We start from the raw sequence: 17,105 nt of genomic DNA, 5'->3' as shown, positions 1-17,105 counted from the left end.
GGTATGCCTCCGCCCCCGGATATAGATGCAGGCTGATGCGAAACAGATACCTGGACCTGCTGCGTGCGCTGGCCATCGTGCGGGTCGTCGTCTACCACGTCACCGGCTGGGCGTCGCTGACGCTTGTGTTCCCGGCGATGTCGGTGATGTTCGCCCTCGCCGGGTCGCTGATGGCAGCGTCCCTGACCCGGTCCGGCCCCACCGCGGTCGGCCGCCGGCTGCGCCGGCTGCTGCCGTCGCTGTGGGTGGTGGCCGCGATCTTCGTGCCGGCGATGCTGTTCACCGGTCTGCCGCTGACCCCGAAGGTGCTGCTCTGGCTCTTCCCGGTGGCCGACCCGCCGGCCAACTACTGGGGTGCGTTGGCGCTCAGCCCGATCTGGTATCTGCGCGACTACCTCTGGTTCGTGCTCGCCTCCCCGATCGCCCTCTGGCTGTTCCGGCGGTTCCCGCTGCCCACCCTGCTCGCCCCGTACTGCCTGCTGCTCGCCATCGAGTTGGGCATCTACCCGAACCCGCACGGCGTACTCCGGGAGTTCGGTCTCTACTTCGGCGCCTGGCTGCTGGGCTTCGCCCACCAGGCCGGGATGCTGCGCCGGCTGGCCAACCGGGTGCTGGTGCCCGTGGCGCTCGCCCTCGCGGCGGTCGGCGGCGCCTGGATCCTGGCCCATCCCGGTCCGCGCGGCTACGACCTGAACGACATCCCCCTCGGCAACGCCCTCTGGTCGGCCGCGTTCATCCTGGTGGCGCTGGGCCGGGCGCCGGCAACCGCCGCCTGGGTGGACCGCAGCGCGCTTGTCGGCCGCGCGGTGACCGTGCTCAACCGGCGGGCGCTGACCGTCTACCTGTGGCACATGGCCTTCGTGGTGGCGCTCACCCCGCTTGTGGACGTGGTCGGCTGGTCGCATCAGGATCTGCTGGGCCTGGCCATCCGGGTCGTGCTGGTCTTCCTGCTGGTGGGCGTGGTCACCGCGCTGTTCGGCTGGGTCGAGGACGTGGCGGCGCAGCGCCCGCCCGAGCTGATCCCGGGCGGAGGGCGGCCACCGGTGCCGGGCGGGCGCCGGCACGCCGAGGCCCGCTCCGGTGGGTCGCCGGTGCCGGGCTCAGGTCGGCCGGAGCCCGGCTCGGGTCGGCCGGAGCCACCGCCGGGGGCCGGCCGGTCCGCCGGTCCGCCGGACGAACCGACCGCGCCGTACCCGGAGGACGGGGTACCCGGTCAGCGGGCTCGACCCGACGAGATCACCGCGCGGCGACGGTGATGTTGCCGCTGCCGGTGCGCAGGTCGAGCACGAGCGGGGCGGCCGGATCGTGCGGCACGCCCAGCTCCACCTGGCCGGAACCGGCCCGGGACCGCACCTGGTAGGCGCCCGCCGGCACGGTCAGCTCGACGTTGCCGCTCGACGCGTGCACCCGGGCGGAGGCCGGCCGGTCCAGCTCGACGGTGACGTTTCCGGAGTTGGCCTCGGCGTTCACCTCGCCGCTGAGCCGGCTGGCGGTGATGTTTCCGGAGGAGGCGCGAAGCACGACCGGGTCGGCCACGTCGTACACCTCGATGTCGCCCGAGCCGGTCTGCGCCCGGACCGCTCCGGCGGCACCGGAGAGCCGGACGTTGCCGGAGCCCACCTTGACCTCGACCGCGCCGACCCGGCTCAGGTCGATGTCGCCGGAGCCGGTCTCGCCGTGCACGCTTACCCCCGCGCCGGTGGTCACCTCGTAGGAGACGCTGCACCGGCGACCGCAGGAGGTGTCCAGCACCAGCTCTGAGCCGTTGATCTGGTACGTCACGTCAGGCTGGCTGCCCTGGTAGCGCACCGCCCGCTTGATGCGTACGCCGTCCGTGCCGCCGTCGCCGCGGATCACCACATCGCCGGAGCCGGGCAGCAGCCGGATCGCGGTGATCCGGGCGGACTCGGTGGTGTCGTAGTCGAGCCGGCGGGACGAGAGGTTGTCGCAGCCGGCAAGGACGATCATGGTGGTGGCCATGGCAATCGCCGTGGCCTTGCGGGGCAGCGTGGTGGTCCGGTGCGAAGCCATGTCGAGCACGCTACGACCGCTGCCGGCGTACGCGCATCGGGGTTCGCCGGCACCGCGACCCGGAGCGGACCCTGAGATCCGACCCGGGGTGCGACCCGCACCGTGGTCAGGATGGAGAATGGCGCGATGGCCGGGTACCGCCGACAGCTCTACCGCGACGACGCGGTGGTGCTCCGCGTCCAGAAACTCGGCGAGTCGGACCGGATCATCACCCTGCTCACCCGGCGGCACGGCCGGCTGCGCGCGGTCGCCCGGGGGGTCCGCCGGACCAGCTCGAAGTTCGGCGCCCGGCTGGAGCCCTTCGGTCACGTGGACCTGCAACTCGCCGGTGACCCGAAGGGAGAGTTGGGCAGTTCGCTGCACACCGTCAGCCAGGTCGAGGGGATCGACCTGTACGGCAAGCGGTTCCTCGGCGACTACCCCCGCTACACCGCGGCCAGTGCGATCGCCGAGACCGCCGAGCGGCTCACCCCGGTGGAGCGGGAGCCGTCGCTGCGGCTGTTCCAGCTCACCCTGGGAGCGCTCCGGGCCCTCGCCGAGGGCAGCCACGCCACCACCCTGGTGCTCGACGCGTACCTGCTGCGGGGGATGGCCCTGGCGGGCTGGGCACCGGCGCTCACCGCCTGCGCGGTCTGCGGCACCCCCGGGCGGTACCGAGCCTTCTCCGTACCGGCCGGTGGCGCGGTCTGTCCAGACTGCCGTCCCCCCGGCGCCGCCCACCCCGCGCCGGCCACCATCGATCTGATGTCGGCGCTGACCGCCGGTGACTGGCGGGTCGCCGACGCCGCCGAATCCGGGGTACGCCGGGAGTGCAGTGGGCTGGTCGCGGCGCACCTGCAATGGCATCTGGAGCGCGCGTTACGCTCGCTGCCGCTGGTCGACCGGGCGGAGACCGATCGGCCGTCGCAGGACGTGAGCAGGGAGAGAACCGAGTGATCCGAGCCAGCAGGTCCGGCCGGCGCGAGCCGGTGCCGCCGACGCCGCACCCCTCGGGTGCCCGACCGCCGGCGCTGCCGCCGGAGGCGGTGCCCCAGCACGTCGCGGTGGTGATGGACGGCAACGGCCGATGGGCCAAGGAGCGCGGGCTGCCGCGCACCAAGGGGCACGAGGCCGGGGAGTTCTCCCTCTTCGACACCGTCGAGGGCGCCATCGAGCTGGGCATTCCCTACCTGTCGGCGTACGCCTTCTCCACCGAGAACTGGCGGCGCTCGCCGGACGAGGTCCGGTTCCTGATGGGCTTCAACCGGGACGTCATCCGCCGCCGCCGGGATCAGCTGGTCGACCTCGGGGTGCGGGTGGTCTGGTCGGGCCGGGCCGGGCGGCTGTGGAAGAGCGTGATCGGCGAGTTGCAGACCGCCGAGGAGATGTCCCGGGGCAACTCGACGCTTACCCTCCAGTTCTGCGTCAACTACGGCGGCCAGGCGGAGATCGCCGACGCCGCCGCCGCGATCGCCCGGGACGTGGCGGCCGGTCGACTCGACCCGGCCAAGGTCACCGAGAAGACGATCGGGCGTTATCTGTATCACCCCGAGGTGCCCGCCGTGGACCTGTTCCTGCGGCCCTCCGGCGAGCAGCGGACCTCGAACTTCCTGCTCTGGCAGAGCGCGTACGCCGAGCTGGTCTTCCTGGACACGCTCTGGCCCGACTTCGACCGCCGGCACCTGTGGTACGCCTGCGAGCTGTACGCCCAGCGGGACCGTCGGTTCGGCGGCGCGCTACCCAACCCGGTGGCACCGGGCACCTGACCGGTGGCACCGGGCACCTGACTGCGGAATCGGGCACCTGACTGCGGCGTGGGGCACCTGAGTGCATAGTGCGGCATCGGGTTGGGTATCACCGCTGGCAGCAGCCACTGACGGAGGTGAACCCACATGATCCGCAAGCGCGTTGCCCAGTGGGCGGTGATGGCCGTGGCGGTTCCGGTGGCAGCAGCCGGTGCCCGCCGGCTCAGCCACTCGCTGGAGTCCCGGCGCGGCCCGTCGCGGGCCAGCCGCCTGCTCACCCAGGGGGCCGACATGCTCCGCCCGCAGAAGGCGAAGCGGCGCCGGTTCTTCTGACCCGGCACCTGATACCGCCCTGCCCCCGAGATCGGGGGCAGGGCGGCCGTCGGCTCAGGCCTCGACCTCGGCCCGGTCGGGGGTGGCCCAGAGGGTGTGGAAGGAACCGTCGCGGTCGACCCGACGGTAGGTGTGCGCACCGAAGTTGTCCCGCAGACCCTGGATCAGCGCGGCGGGCAGCCGCTCTGCGCGCAGCGCGTCGAAGTAGGCCAGGGACGAGGCGAAGGCGGGTGCCGGTACGCCGGCCCGGGCCGCCTCGGCCACCACCCGCCGCCAGCTCGGCACCCCGTCGCGCACGGTGTCGGCGAACCATGGCGCCACCAGCAGGGTGGGCAGCTCCGGCTGGTCGTCGTACGCCTGCTTGATCCGGTCCAGGAAGCGCGCCCGGATGATGCAGCCGCCCCGCCAGATGGTCGCCGTGCCACCGAGGTCGATGTTCCAGTCGTACTCCGCGCTGCCGGCCCGGATCTGGTCGAAGCCCTGGGCGTACGCGACGATCTTCGAGGCCAGCAGGGCTCGGCGTACGTCCTCGATGAAGGCGTCGCGGTCGGTGACCTGCCACTTCTCCCCGGCGTCCGGGAACGCCCGCACCACGGCCTCCCGCTGGCCGACGTGCCCGGACAGCGACCGGGCGAAGGTGGCCTCGGCGATGCCGGTGATCGGGATGCCCAGGTCGAGAGCGATCTGGACGGTCCACCGGCCGGTGCCCTTCTGCTCGGCCCGGTCCTGCACCACGTCCACGAACGCCTCACCGGTGGCGGCGTCGGTGTGCGCCAGCACGTCGGCGGTGATCTCGATCAGGAAGGACTCCAGCTCACCGGTGTTCCACTCCCGGAAGATCTCCGCGAGTTCCGAGGGCGTCGCGCCGAGCCCGGCCCGCAGCAGGTCGTACGCCTCGGCGATGAGCTGCATGTCGGCGTACTCGATGCCGTTGTGGACCATCTTGACGAAGTGCCCGGCACCGTCCGGCCCGACGTGCCGGCAGCAGGGCTCGCCGTCGACCTGTGCGGCGATCTTCTCGAAGATCGGCCCGAGCTTCTGGTACGACTCGGCCGAGCCGCCCGGCATGATGCTCGGTCCCCACAGGGCGCCCTCCTCGCCGCCGGAGACTCCGGTGCCGACGAAGTGCAGGCCCTTGGCCCGCAGCGCCTCCTCCCGCCGCCGGGTGTCGGCGAAGTGCGCGTTGCCGCAGTCGATGATGATGTCGCCCGGCTCCAGCAACGGCACCAACTCGTCGATCACCGCATCGGTGGGGCCGCCCGCCTTGACCATGATGATTACCGCACGGGGACGCTCCAGCGCGGCGACGAAGTCCGCAAGGGACTCCGCCGGGACGAAGGTGCCCTCGTCGCCGTGCTCGGCCACCAGCGTCCGGGTCCGCTCCGGCGAGCGGTTGTGCACCGCCACGGTGAACCCGTTACGGGCCAGGTTGCGGGCCAGATTTCGGCCCATCACCGCCAGCCCGGTCACACCGATCTGCGCCGTCGCCCGATCCGCCATCCTCGTCGCCACCTTCCGCCATCGACCTGTAGTGCTGCGACGGTATCGCGCGGCGGCACCGAGCCGCGCCATCCCCCCACCGCTGGTCATCACGTGCTCGCACACCGCTCCCCCACCCTCACCCCGTCGATCATGGAGTTTCGGTCGCCGTTACGCGGCTAATGTCCCTTATGCCGAGGCAAAAACTGCATGATCGACGGGGCGGAGGGGTGAGGAGAGGGAAGGGGTTAGCTGAGGAGGGGGCGGAAGGTGCCCAGGGCGATGGTGATGGTCAGGATGGTGCCGGCCAGGGTGGTTGCGCTGGCGATCAGTAGCCAGTCGGCGGGGCCGAAGTGCTGACGGCGGGCGAAGGTACGCGGTGCGCCGGAGTCGAAGCCCCGGGCGTCCATCGCCACCGCCAGCCGGGTACCCCGGCGGATCGCACCGACCAGCAGCGTGAACGCGGTCGACACGAACAGCCGCAGTCGGGCCACCGGATTGCGTCCCGCCTGCACGCCACGTGCCCGGCGGGCCATGGTGATCATCTGCCATTCCTGGCTGAGCAACGGGAACAGCCGGAACGCGGCCAGCGCGCCGATCGCGAACCGGGCCGGTGCCTTCGCGTTCTGCACCAGCGCGTCGGCCAGGTCGGTCGGGTCGGTGGTGGCGAAGACGATCACCCCGGGCAACGCCACCGCGAACAACCGCAGCACCAGGCCGAGTGCGGTGAGCAGCACGCCCGAGGTCACCACCACCGGCCCGGCCTCGAACAGGACGCGGCCGGAACGGTCGGCCGCGAAGAGCAGCATGGTGACCAGGATGCCGCCCGCGCCGGCCAGCAGTGGCCAGGCGCGACGTAGCAGGGCGCGGGGGCGCAGCCCGAACAGCGGCAGCACGGCCAGTTCCACGGCGATCGCGATGGCCGGCGCGACCGGGTCCAGCGTCGTCATCAACGCGAAGGTGAACAGCAGCGCCGCCGCCAACTTGGCCACCGGGTTACGCCGGGCCAGCGGGGCGTCCGGCCGGGCGAGCGGTTCGAGGCTGATCATCGGCGTACCGCTGCCGCCGGCCCGGCTCCGCCGGCCAGCCCTTCGGCCGGGGTGGTGGGCGGCCGGTGGAGGGTGACGGTCCGGTCGGCCAGCGCCGCCACGAACTCGGCGTCATGGGTGACCGTGACCAGGCCGTGGCCGTCGTCGCGCAGGTCCGCGAAGAGGTCCACCAACTCCCGCCAGGTCCGCCGGTCCTGGCCGAAGGTGGGCTCGTCGCAGATCAGCAGGCGCGGCGCGGTGGCCAGGGCAGTCGCCACGCTCAACCGCCGTGCCTCGCCACCGGAGAGGGTGTACGGGTTGGCCCCGGCGAGCCGGTCCAGCCGCAGCCGTTGCAGCAACTGGTCGACGCGGTCGCGGACCGCCGCCTCGGTCGCCCCGGTGCGTCGTGGACCGAGCGCCAGCTCGTCGAAGACGGTGCTGGTGACGAACTGGTGCTCGGGATCCTGGAAGACCGAGCCGATCCGGCGGGCCAGTGCCGGGGCGGGCCAGCGGTGCAGGGGAGTGCCGGCATCCGGGCCGCCCAACTCGCGGCTCGCGGTGACCCGGCCGCTGGCCGGCTTGAGCAGTCCGCCGAGGAGCAGCGCGAGGGTGGACTTGCCGGCGCCGTTGCGGCCGAGCACGGCGAGTGCCTCGCCGGCGCGTACCGCGAGGTCGGTCTCGGCCAGCCGGGGCGGCAGGCCGAGCCGGTCGGCGGTGAGCAGCACGTCGCCAGCGGATGCGACGGCCCGCCGGGGCGGCACGGCGCGGCCGGGCACCCAGACGCCCTCGTCGGCGAGCGCGTCGCCGTGCGTGCCGAAGACCACCTCCGGCGTACCGTCCGCGCGGACACCGCCGCCGGGCGCCAGCACGACCACCCGGTCGACAAGCGGCAGCGCCTCGGCGACCCGGTGCTCGACCAGGATGAGCGTGGTGTCGTCGGCGAGCGCACCGGCAACCGCCGACCGGATCAGCGCGCCGCCGGCCGGGTCGAGGTTTGCCGTCGGTTCGTCGAGCAGCAGCAACCCGGGACGCAGGGCGAGCACCCCGGCCAGCGCGAGGCGCTGCTGCTCGCCGCCGGAGAGCGCCGCGGTGGGCCGGTCCCGGTGGTACGGAAAGCCGACCCGGGTCAGGGCCTGGTCCACCCGGGGCCAGATCTCCCCGGCCGCGATGCCCCGGTTCTCCAGCCCGAACGCGACGTCGTCGCCGCACCGGGCCATCACCAGTTGGGTTTCCGGATCCTGGAAGACGATGCCGACGCGATCGCGGGCCTGCTGCGGCGGCCGACCGTCGATCTCGATCGTGCCCTCCTGCTCACCGGAATCCTCCGGCAGCAGCCCGGCCAGCGCCGCCAGCAGGGTGCTCTTGCCCGCCCCGGAGGGCCCCAGGAGCAGCACCCGCTCGCCGCGCTCCACCCGCAGGTCCACGCCGCGCATCGCCCAGGCCCGCCGCCCAGCATGCCGCCACCCGAACCCCCGCAACCACACCCCACCCACCCAGATCCCCCTCCCGCCTGTTGTCGCCGTGCCGATCAAGAGGTTCGCGTCCGGATACCGCAGGTTGGCCGACGCGAACCTCTTGATCAATCGGGTTGGGGTCAGACCAGGGCGCGGTCGCGACCGGCCGGGAAGCGGTCCAGGACGCCGGTGGTGGCCAGGGCGCGGGTCAGGTAGTAGCCACCGGCACCGGCGATGACGGTGGCGCTGACGACCGTGATCAGCGCGTACGGGATGCGGTAGGCCACGAGGTCCCGCCCGGCGTTCCAGTAGACGAAGTCGAAGAGCGCGGCGCCGACGCCGGTCGCGGCACCGGCGAGCAGTGCGGTCGGCAGGCGGAACGAGCGGTACCGGAAGGCGGCGAAGGCCAGCTCCGCACCGACCCCCTGGGCCAGGCCCTGCACGATCACCAGGCTCGCCCACTGGCTGCCGAGCAGTGCCGAGACGATCGCGGCGAGCAGCTCGCAGTAGAGCGCCGCGCCCGGCTTACGGATCACCAGACCGCCGAGTACGGCGGGCACCAGCCAGACGCCGTAGATCAGCGTCTGGGCGGGCGGAAAGAAGGCGAACGCCGCGTCGGTGGCGGTCCACACCAGGCCCCAGGCCCAGAAGATGACGCCGAAGGCGACCGCGATCACCGAGGCGACCACGATGTCGAGGGTGCGCCAGCGGTTGCTGTCGGTGGTTGGCACGATGATTGCTCCCAGTCCAGTGTCGAACCAGGCAAGACGCACGCCCGGCCCGGCGGGTGCCGGGCGATGGCGGGCTGGAGGTGGACCGAACTCCCTGCGCTGGCATTACCCAGATCAGGTACGGAGGGTCTGCGGGCGGACCCGCACTCTCAGCGCTGTGCGCTCCCCTGTCGGAGGTGAAGTTGTCTCGCCGACGCTAACACCTGGCCAGATCGACGGACAATGTGATCCTCGCAGGTCAACCGGGCGGTACGCGGTCCGGCCCGCGGTGCCCGGCGGATCGGCCCACGGGCGTGGCGACCTGTCGATGGAGCGGCCCGCGCCGGTAGTCTCAGGCCACTGCTCCGCCCCCGGCGGGCGGCGCAGCCCCGAGACCCGCCCCGGCGGGCGGCGCAGCGCCAGGGCTCCGCCACTGGCGGGGCAGTAGCGCGCAGGGACCCGGCCACAGCAGTAGCGGCACCAGCCCCGAGGGACGACAGGTGAGCACAGGCACTGACCACGCCGCGCCGGCCGGCGGGCCGGAGGAGCGCCCGACCGGCGGGGTGGATCAGGCGGGTCGACCGGATCGCCCCGGCGAGCCGGGCCCCCGGCGGTGGCTCGGCGACCGGATCGGCTCGGTGGAGGTGCTGGCGGCGCTGCTGATCCTGCTTGTCATCTTCCGGGATCCGCTGGCCGCCGCGCTGGACACCCCCCGGTTGCAGACCTGGACCACGGTCTTCGTCTCGATCATGGTGCAGGCGGTGCCGTTCCTGGTCTTCGGGGTGCTGCTCTCCGCCGTGATCGCGGTCTTCGTACCCCGGTCGTTCTGGGCGCGGGCACTGCCCCGGCACCCGGCGCTGGCCGTACCGGCGGCCAGCGCGGCCGGGGTGGTGCTGCCCGGTTGCGAGTGCGGGTCGGTGCCGATCGCCGGCTCGCTGATCCGTCGGGGCGTCACCCCGGCCGCCGCGCTGGCCTTCCTGCTCGCCGCCCCGGCGGTGAACCCGATCGTGCTGACCGCCACCGCTGTCGCCTTCCCGAACAATCCCGAGATGGTCCTCGCCCGTGGCCTCGCCAGCCTGGTCGTGGCCATGGTGATGGGCTGGCTGTGGTTGCGGCTCGGGCGTACCGACTGGATCAGGATGCCGCGCCGGCCGGAGCTTGACGACACCCGTCGGGGCCGGGCCTTCTGGTCCGCCGTCCGGCACGACGTGACGCACGCCGGTGGCTTCCTGGTGCTCGGTGCGATGGCCGCCGCCTGCATCAACGTGCTGGTGCCGGAGCGGTGGTTGCAGACCCTCGCCGACAACGCCTGGCTGTCGATCCTGGCGCTGGCGCTGCTCGCCGTACTGCTTTCGCTCTGCTCGGAGGCGGACGCCTTCGTCGCGGCCTCGCTGTCGCAGTTCTCCCTCACGTCCCGACTGGTCTTCCTGGTGGTGGGGCCGATGGTCGACCTCAAGCTGATCGCGATGCAGGCCGGGGTCTTCGGCCGACGCTTCGCCCTCCGGTTCGCGCCGACCACCTTCGCGGTGGCCCTGCTGGTCGCGGTCGGCGCCGGGGCGGTGCTGCTGTGAACCGGCAGGCGCAGGCGGTGGTCCTGCTGTTGCTCGGCGGCGCGGTGCTGCGGGCCAGCGTCACCGACCTGTACCTGCGTTACGTCAAGGAAGGGCTGCGGCCCTTCCTGATCGCCGCCGGCCTGCTGCTGGTGGTCGCCGCGATCATGACGCTCTGGTACGAGCTGCGACCGGCCCGTCCTGCCGCCCAGGTCCCCGTCGCTCCCGGCGACGCCACCGCGCCGCCCAGCGTCGACCAGCCCGGACCCGGCGACGCGGACGAGCACGGCCACCACGAGCCACGGGTCGGCTGGCTGCTCATCCTGCCGGTGCTCGGCCTGCTGCTGGTCGCCCCGCCGGCCCTCGGGTCGTACGCGGCGGACCAGGCCGGCAGCACGCTTAGCGCACCAGCGCAGTCGGACTACCCGCCGCTGCCCGACGGCGATCCCGCGCAGGTAAGCGTCCTCGACTACGCCGCGCGGGCGCTCTTCGACCGGGGTGTCTCGCTCGGTGACCGGCGGGTGCAGCTCACCGGCTTCATCGCCACCGGCACCGGGGGCGAGCCGATCCTGGCCCGGATGGTGCTCTCCTGCTGCGCCGCCGACGGGCGGCCGGTCAAGCTCGGACTGACCGGCGACGTGCCGGCCGGGCTGCCGAACGACAGCTGGGTGGAGGTGATCGGCCGGTACAGCGACCGGGTCGGCCGCGACCCGGTCAACGACGCCGAGATCCCCTACCTGGAGGTCGAGTCCTGGCGGCAGGTGCCCGCCCCGAGGAACCAGTACGGGTAGGCCATCGCCCGCGCCGAGGACGGCCCGGCTCGGTACGGCCGGGACGGGCCGGCCTCGGTAGGCTGCGGTTCATGCACATCGACGCCCGAGGTCTGCGGTTCGACATCACCACCGGCGGCCCCGAGCAGGGCGAACCGGTGCTGCTGTTGCACGGCTTCCCGCAGCATTCCGGTGAGTGGGCCGACGTGACGCCCACGCTGCACGCCGCTGGGCTGCGCACCTACGCACCGGACCAGCGCGGCTACTCGCCCGGCGCCCGGCCGGCGGCCGTCGAGGCGTACCGGCTGGCGGAACTGGTCGCCGACGCGGTGGCCGTACTGGACGCGCTCGGTGTCGACGCCGCCCACGTGGTGGGGCACGACTGGGGTGCGGTCGTCGGCTGGGCGCTGGCCGCCGGCCACCCCGACCGGGTACGCACGCTGACCGCCGTCTCGGTGCCGCACCCGGCCGCCATGGCGTACGCGCTCGGCAAGGACCGGCGGCAGCAGGTGCGCTCGGCGTACATGCTGCTGTTCCGGCGGCCGGGGGTGGCCGAGAAGACGTTGCTGGCGCGCGACGCGAGCGGGCTGCGCCGGCTGCTGCGCAGTGTCGGCGACGCCGCGCGGATATCGACGTACGCCGAACCAATGCGCCAGCCGGGCGCGCTCACCGCGGCGCTCAACTGGTACCGGGCGATGTCCCGGTCGGAGTTGGCGGCGACCGCGCCGGTGACGGTGCCGACCAGCTACGTGTGGAGCGACCGCGACGTGGCGATCGGGCGCACCGCCGCCGAGGCGTGCGCCGGGTATGTGCGAGGGGATTACCGGTTCGTCGAACTGTCCGGGGTCAGCCACTGGATTCCGGACCAGGTGCCGACGCCGTTGGCCGAGGTCATCCTGGCCCGGGCCCGGGCAACCGGCTGAGCGGACCGGACGGTCGACAGGAGCGGAGCGAGCATGACGTTGACTGCCGACGGCTACCTGGCCACGGTGACCGCGACCATGCACCGGGTGGCGCAGAGCCAGCGTGACCAGGTGGCGCGGGCCGCCGATCTGATCGCCGAGGCGATCCGGGCCGACGGGGTGGTGCACGCCTTCGGGACCGGGCACTCCGAGGCCCTGGCCATGGAGATCGCCGGTCGGGCCGGCGGGCTGGTGCCGACAAACCGGATCGCCCTGCGCGACCTGGTGCTGCACGGCGGTGCGCCGGTCGACGTGCTCGGACCGAAGCTGGAACGGGACCCCTCGGTCGCCCACCGCCTCTACGATCTCGCCCCGATCGGGCCGGCCGACGTGTTCGTGCTCGCCTCCAACTCCGGGGTGAACGGGGCGATTGTGGAGTTCGCGGCGCTGGTCCGGCAGCGCGGGCACGGGCTGGTGGCGATCACCTCGGCGGAGCACTCGGCCCGGATGGAGTCCCGCCACCCGTCCGGCCGCAAACTCGCCGACTTCGCCGATGTGGTGTTGGACAACGGCGCCCCGTACGGCGATGCGACCCTGCCGTTGCCGGACGGTGGCGCGGTCGGCGCGGTCTCCTCGATCACCGCCGCCCTGCTGGCCCAGCAGATCGTGGTGGAGGTGGTGGCCCGGCTGGTGGCGGCGGGCGAGCGTCCGCCGGTCTACCGGTCCGCCAACATCGCCGGCGGCGATGCCCACAACGACGCCCTGGAGGCCCGGTACGCGGGCCGGATCCGCCGCGGCTCCTGACAACCGGGCCGGGCTTCCGCCGGCTCACTCGGTGAGTCGGTTTCACCTTGCCTGCGGATGGGCATCAGCCTGTGCCACCGACATCGAGTCGGTCCGGCGCGGTGGTTTCCCCGGGAGGTATACGTGTCGAAGGAAACCGAGAAGCAGCGGTGGCAGCGCAACTTCGCCGACCTGCTGCAAGAGTTGCGGGTCGCCCAGACCGGCGTGCAGATCCTCTTCGCCTTCCTGCTGACCCTGCCGTTCAGCGCCGGTTTCGACGACACCACCCCGTTCCAGCGTGACGTCTACATCGTGGCGTTGCTCGCGGCGGCCGGCGCCACCGCGATGATCATTTCTCCGGTGGCGTTCCACCGCGCACTCTTCCGGCAGGGGCGCAAGCCGGAACTGGTCCGCTTCGCCCACCGGATGGCCAGCGGCGGGCTCGCGTTCATGCTTGTCGCGATGGTCAGCTCGGTACTGCTGATCACCGATTTTGTGCTGGACCGGCCGATCGCCTTCCTGCTCAGCGCGGTCACCGGGCTCTGGTTCCTGACCTTCTGGCTGGTCCTGCCCTTCTCCCGACGCAGCTGGGGCGACGAGGACATCGACGACGACGAGGATCCGAGCGGCTTGGACCAGGGCTGAGGGTTGCTCGTCGGTAGCGGGCCGGATAACGATGTCTACCTCTGGGTAACAAATCCGGGTAGCCTGCTGAGCAGGCGGAACAGTCCGAGTGCCCGAACTACCCCCGGGGGTTTGCCGTGGCCCTTAGCGAGCATCACCGTCCGTCCAGTGTCGACAGTTCCGGTCCGCCGCAGAGCGCGAACCAGGTGTCCGAGAAGGAAGCACGCCAGGTCGCCGAGTCGGCCCGGCAGCGCGCCTGGGACCGGCCCAGCTTCGGCAGGGAACTCTTCCTCGGCCGGTTGCGACTCGACCTGATCAACCCCTGGCCCCGGCCTGACCCGGCCGAGGAGGAACGGGCGGCGGAGTTTCTCGGTCGGCTCCGCGACTACGTCGCCACCGAGGTCGACGGCGCGGCGATCGAACGGGACGCGCGCATTCCGGACGAGGTGTTCCAGGGACTGGCCCGGCTCGGCGCGTTCGGCATGAAGATCGATCGGGAGTACGGCGGGCTCGGGCTGAGCAACCTGCACTACTGCCGGGCGCTGATGCTTGCCGGTTCGGTGAGCCCGGCGATCGGCGCGTTGCTGTCCGCGCACCAGTCGATCGGCGTACCGCAGCCGCTGAAGATGTTCGGCACCGCTGAGCAGAAGCAGCGCTTCCTGCCCCGGCTGGCGGCCGGTGAGGTCTCCGCGTTCCTGCTCACCGAGCCGGACGTCGGTTCCGACCCGGCCCGCCTGGCGACCACCGCGGAGCCGACTCCGGACGGCACCGGCTACCGGCTCAACGGCGTCAAGCTCTGGGCCACCAACGGCACGGTGGCCACCCATCTCGTGGTGATGGCCCGGGTGCCGAAGGCCGCCGGCCGCAAGGGCGGGATCACCGCGTTCGTGGTCGACGGCGACGCCGAGGGCATCACCGTCGAACGGCGCAACGGCTTCCTCGGCCTGCGCGGCCTGGAGAACAGCCTCACCCGCTTCCACGATGTCTTCGTGCCCAGGGAGAACGTCATCGGCGGCGAGGGCCAGGGGCTCCGGATCGCGCTGAGCACGCTGAACACCGGCCGGCTGTCGCTGCCGGCGATGTGCGTGGGCGCCGGCAAGTGGGCGCTGAACGTGGCTCGGGAGTGGTCCGCCGAGCGGGTCCAGTGGGGTCGGCCGGTCGGAGAGCACGATGCGGTGGCGCAGAAGCTCGCCTTCATCGCCGCGACCACGTACGGCATGGAGACCATGCTGGAGCTGAGTTGCCTGCTCGCCGACGACGACCGCAACGACATCCGGATCGAGGCGGCGCTGGTGAAGCTCTACGCCAGTGAGATGGCGTGGCGGGTCGCCGACGAGCTGATCCAGATCCGTGGCGGCCGGGGATACGAGACGGCAGATTCGCTGGCCGCCCGGGGCGAGCGCCCGGCCGCGGTCGAGCAGATGCTGCGGGACCTGCGGATCAACCGGATCTTCGAGGGCTCCACCGAGATCATGCACCTGCTGATCGCCCGCGAGGCGGTGGACGCGCACCTCTCCGTCGCCGGGGACATCATCGACCCCGACGCCGGGCTGAGCCGAAAGGCGAAGGCGGGTGCCCGGGCGGGCGCGTTCTACGCCCGCTGGCTGCCGACCCTCGCGGTCGGCAAGGGCCAGCAACCCGGCGCGTACGCGGATTTCGGCCCGCTCGCCGGGCACCTGCGGTACGTCGAGCGCGCCGCCCGGAAGCTGGCCCGGTCGACCTTCTACGCGATGTCCCGCTGGCAGGGCAAGCTGGAGCGCAAGCAGGCGTTCCTCGGCCGGGTGGTGGACATCGGCGCCGAGTTGTTCGCGATGAGCGCGGTCTGCGTCCGGGCCTGGGCGCAGCGGCAGCAGCGGCCGGAGAACCTCGAACTGGCGGATCTGTTCTGCCGCCAGGCCCGGGTCCGGGTCGACGCGCTCTTCACCGCCCTCTGGCAGAACACCGATTCGCTCGACGTGACGGCGGCGAAGCGGATCCTCGCCGGCCGCTACGGCGCGCTTGAGGACGGCATCATCCCGCCACCCGGCGACCTGCCCTGGGTGGCCCCGGTCAGCCACGGTCCCTCGAAAGTCACGAAGGATGCCCGCCGTCATCTCCCCCCACCCGGCTGACCCCAGCCATCGCCCTTGTTGATCAAGAACTTTGCGGCACGATTCGCGTCGATGCTGACGCAAACTTCTTGATCAACGCGGTCGTTCGGGGTTGCGGAGGCCGAGGTGGCGGAGTTCCAGGGCGGCGAGGGCGTCTATCGTCTGCTCGTCGCCCTGACGCCACGCCTCGGCCACGTCAGGGGAGATGCGGGTGAGCCGGCGCAGCGGTTGACCCGCCAGGGCACGCAGGGCGAGCAGATCCTTGCCGGCGGGCGCGGCGGCCAGCGCCGCCGCCGAGCCGGCCCGGCGCATCCAGCGCACCCGCAGCGGCAGCCAACCGAAGAGCACCAGCCCGAGCGGCACGATCAGCAGCCCGACGGCCAGCGCCAGGGCCAGTTGATCGACGAGTTCCTGCTGATCACGCCCGGCGTCGGCGAGTGAGCGGGCGGCACCGGCGGCCCGCTCGAAGGGGCCGGTCAGCTCGTCGCCCACAAGTGGCACCCGACCGACCTTGCCACCGGCCTCGGCGAGATTGTCGGCCAGCCCACCGCCGGCCCCCTCCAGCTTCTGCCCGGGTACGGCCAGCTTCTGCACCAGGTCGTGCAGCCACAGCGCACCCCGGATCGTCGCGTAGACCCAGGCGACGACGAGTAGATCGGTGAGTAGCTGTCGTAGTGCGGTCGGAAAACGATCAGCGTAGATCTTCACGCCGCACAGCGTGCCACACCCCACCCCACCCCCGCCCACCCGACCACCCCACCCCCGGCCTCGCGACCTCACCCACCCCGGCCTCGCCGATCTTGCACTCTCGGTCGCTGGAATGCCCGCTTTCGCGGCCTTTGCGGCGACACAAAGTGCAAGATCGCGGGGAGTGGGGTGGGGGTGAGGGGAGGGGGAGGGGTGGGGGTGGGGGTGGGTTAGGGAGGGTGGGGCAGGTGGGGCAGGTGCCGAAGATTTCGAGGGTGTGGCTGACGTTTGTGTAGCCGTGCTGGGCGGCCACCCGGTCGGCCCAGGTCTCCACGGTGGGGCCGGCGACCTCGACCGTCCGGCCGCAGACGCGGCAGACCAGATGGTGGTGGTGCCCCTCGCTGCACCTGCGGTAGAGGTGCTCGCCGCCCGGTGGGCGCATCACATCGATCTCGCCCGCGTCGGCCAGTCCCTGCAACGTCCGGTAGACCGTGGTCAGCCCCACCCGCTCACCCCGGTCGCGCAGCATCGCGTGCAGATCCTGGGCGCTGTGGAAGCCTTCCACCTCGGCGAGCAGCGCACTCACCGCCGAGCGTTGACGGGTGTTGCGGGTGGCCGTACTCATGATCCCTCCCCGGCATGGCTTACCGCATCCGCCACGATGTGCGCGACGTGTTCGTCGACCAGGGCGTACGCGATCTCCCGGCCGCGCCGGGACCCGCGCACCACCCCGGCGCCGCGTAGCACCCGCAGATGCTGCGAGACCAGCGGCTGCGCGACGCCGAGCGTGTCCACCAACTCGTGTACGCAGCGCTCACCGCTGGCCAGTTCGCTGACGATGGCCAGCCGGATCGGCGCCGAGAGGGCGCGCAGGAGCTCGCTGGCGCCCTCGTACGCGTCGTAGCCGGATCCGTTGGTCACCCTGCAACGGTAACCAATA

Annotated in this window: 17 protein-coding genes, 1 pseudogene and 1 riboswitch; of the genes and pseudogenes, 10 read left to right on the top strand and 8 right to left on the bottom strand. The window is 72.3% G+C overall.

What is annotated here, in order from left to right; genetic code table 11:
* The first annotated feature begins 35 nt into the window (after positions 1–35).
* Positions 36–1,256 (top strand): acyltransferase, encoded by a 1,221-nt coding sequence (locus tag QQG74_RS25125; RefSeq protein WP_341717174.1) that lies wholly within the window; start codon positions 36–38, stop codon positions 1,254–1,256.
* Here QQG74_RS25125 and QQG74_RS25120 read toward each other — a convergent pair.
* Complete coding sequence (locus QQG74_RS25120; protein ID WP_341717173.1) at positions 1,237–2,031, bottom strand: DUF4097 family beta strand repeat-containing protein; 795 nt, start codon at positions 2,029–2,031, stop codon at positions 1,237–1,239. The genes QQG74_RS25125 and QQG74_RS25120 overlap by 20 nt on opposite strands.
* Positions 2,032–2,157: 126 nt before the next feature.
* Here QQG74_RS25120 and recO point away from each other — a divergent pair, with 126 nt between their 5' ends.
* The 3 genes from recO (at position 2,158) to QQG74_RS25105 (ending at position 4,088) form a co-directional block, all read left to right on the top strand.
* Entirely contained in the window at positions 2,158–2,967 is an 810-nt protein-coding gene (gene recO, locus QQG74_RS25115) for a DNA repair protein RecO (protein ID WP_341721370.1), read from the top strand.
* A gap of 32 nt (positions 2,968–2,999) precedes the next feature.
* Positions 3,000–3,776, top strand: a complete 777-nt coding sequence (locus QQG74_RS25110) for an isoprenyl transferase (protein WP_341721369.1) — start codon at positions 3,000–3,002, stop codon at positions 3,774–3,776.
* 126 nt (positions 3,777–3,902) lie between these two features.
* A complete protein-coding gene (locus tag QQG74_RS25105; protein WP_111244589.1) occupies positions 3,903–4,088 on the top strand; it encodes a hypothetical protein in 186 nt (61 codons plus the stop codon).
* A 54-nt stretch (positions 4,089–4,142) separates the two neighbouring features.
* Here the strand turns inward: QQG74_RS25105 and gndA are convergent, their stop codons facing one another.
* The 4 genes from gndA to QQG74_RS25085 form a co-directional block, all read right to left on the bottom strand.
* The gene (gndA, locus tag QQG74_RS25100) at positions 4,143–5,660 is read right to left on the bottom strand and encodes an NADP-dependent phosphogluconate dehydrogenase (RefSeq protein ID WP_341721368.1); all 1,518 of its coding nucleotides are present in this window, start codon (positions 5,658–5,660) and stop codon (positions 4,143–4,145) included.
* A 155-nt stretch (positions 5,661–5,815) separates the two neighbouring features.
* Positions 5,816–6,616 (bottom strand): energy-coupling factor transporter transmembrane component T, encoded by an 801-nt coding sequence (locus QQG74_RS25095; RefSeq protein ID WP_341717172.1) that lies wholly within the window; start codon positions 6,614–6,616, stop codon positions 5,816–5,818.
* Positions 6,613–8,088 carry an ABC transporter ATP-binding protein gene (locus QQG74_RS25090; protein WP_341717171.1) on the bottom strand — a complete coding sequence of 492 codons (1,476 nt, stop codon included), beginning with the start codon at positions 8,086–8,088 and terminating at the stop codon, positions 6,613–6,615. The genes QQG74_RS25095 and QQG74_RS25090 overlap by 4 nt, the downstream gene beginning before the upstream one ends.
* A gap of 101 nt (positions 8,089–8,189) precedes the next feature.
* A complete protein-coding gene (locus QQG74_RS25085) occupies positions 8,190–8,786 on the bottom strand; it encodes an ECF transporter S component (RefSeq protein ID WP_341721367.1) in 597 nt (198 codons plus the stop codon).
* A gap of 67 nt (positions 8,787–8,853) precedes the next feature.
* Positions 8,854–8,959, bottom strand: a riboswitch (TPP riboswitch).
* Positions 8,960–9,388: 429 nt separating this feature from the next.
* Between QQG74_RS25085 and QQG74_RS25080 the strand changes: the two genes are divergently transcribed.
* From QQG74_RS25080 to QQG74_RS25055, 6 genes are all read left to right on the top strand, one after another.
* Positions 9,389–10,330 (top strand): permease, encoded by a 942-nt coding sequence (locus tag QQG74_RS25080; RefSeq protein ID WP_341721366.1) that lies wholly within the window; start codon positions 9,389–9,391, stop codon positions 10,328–10,330.
* Positions 10,327–11,100, top strand: a complete 774-nt coding sequence (locus tag QQG74_RS25075) for a TIGR03943 family protein (protein WP_341717170.1) — start codon at positions 10,327–10,329, stop codon at positions 11,098–11,100. Before QQG74_RS25080 ends, QQG74_RS25075 begins: the two co-directional genes overlap by 4 nt.
* Positions 11,101–11,171: 71 nt before the next feature.
* Positions 11,172–12,002, top strand: a complete 831-nt coding sequence (locus tag QQG74_RS25070; protein WP_341717169.1) for an alpha/beta fold hydrolase — start codon at positions 11,172–11,174, stop codon at positions 12,000–12,002.
* A gap of 33 nt (positions 12,003–12,035) precedes the next feature.
* Positions 12,036–12,785, top strand: coding sequence for an SIS domain-containing protein (locus QQG74_RS25065; protein ID WP_341717168.1), 750 nt, complete (start codon positions 12,036–12,038; stop codon positions 12,783–12,785).
* Between the two features lie 123 nt (positions 12,786–12,908).
* Complete coding sequence (locus QQG74_RS25060) at positions 12,909–13,409, top strand: DUF6328 family protein (RefSeq protein WP_341717167.1); 501 nt, start codon at positions 12,909–12,911, stop codon at positions 13,407–13,409.
* Positions 13,410–13,594: 185 nt separating this feature from the next.
* Positions 13,595–15,499 (top strand): acyl-CoA dehydrogenase family protein, encoded by a 1,905-nt coding sequence (locus QQG74_RS25055; RefSeq protein WP_341717166.1) that lies wholly within the window; start codon positions 13,595–13,597, stop codon positions 15,497–15,499.
* A 72-nt stretch (positions 15,500–15,571) separates the two neighbouring features.
* Here the strand turns inward: QQG74_RS25055 and QQG74_RS25050 are convergent, their stop codons facing one another.
* The 3 genes and pseudogenes from QQG74_RS25050 to QQG74_RS25040 all read right to left on the bottom strand — a co-directional run bounded on the left by QQG74_RS25050 (position 15,572) and on the right by QQG74_RS25040 (position 17,086).
* The gene (locus QQG74_RS25050) at positions 15,572–16,186 is read right to left on the bottom strand and encodes a hypothetical protein (RefSeq protein ID WP_341717165.1); all 615 of its coding nucleotides are present in this window, start codon (positions 16,184–16,186) and stop codon (positions 15,572–15,574) included.
* A gap of 229 nt (positions 16,187–16,415) precedes the next feature.
* Positions 16,416–16,790, bottom strand: a pseudogene (locus QQG74_RS25045) (transcriptional repressor); the annotation flags it as partial.
* The gene (locus tag QQG74_RS25040; RefSeq protein ID WP_341717164.1) at positions 16,787–17,086 is read right to left on the bottom strand and encodes a metalloregulator ArsR/SmtB family transcription factor; all 300 of its coding nucleotides are present in this window, start codon (positions 17,084–17,086) and stop codon (positions 16,787–16,789) included. The gene QQG74_RS25040 and the pseudogene QQG74_RS25045, both read right to left, overlap by 4 nt.
* Positions 17,087–17,105 lie beyond the last annotated feature (19 nt).

The sequence above is a fragment of the Micromonospora sp. FIMYZ51 genome (genome assembly GCF_038246755.1).
Classification (GTDB): Bacteria; Actinomycetota; Actinomycetes; order Mycobacteriales; family Micromonosporaceae; genus Micromonospora.
Note: the sequence above shows the minus strand (reverse complement) of the source record. Positions and strands in the feature narration are given on the sequence as shown.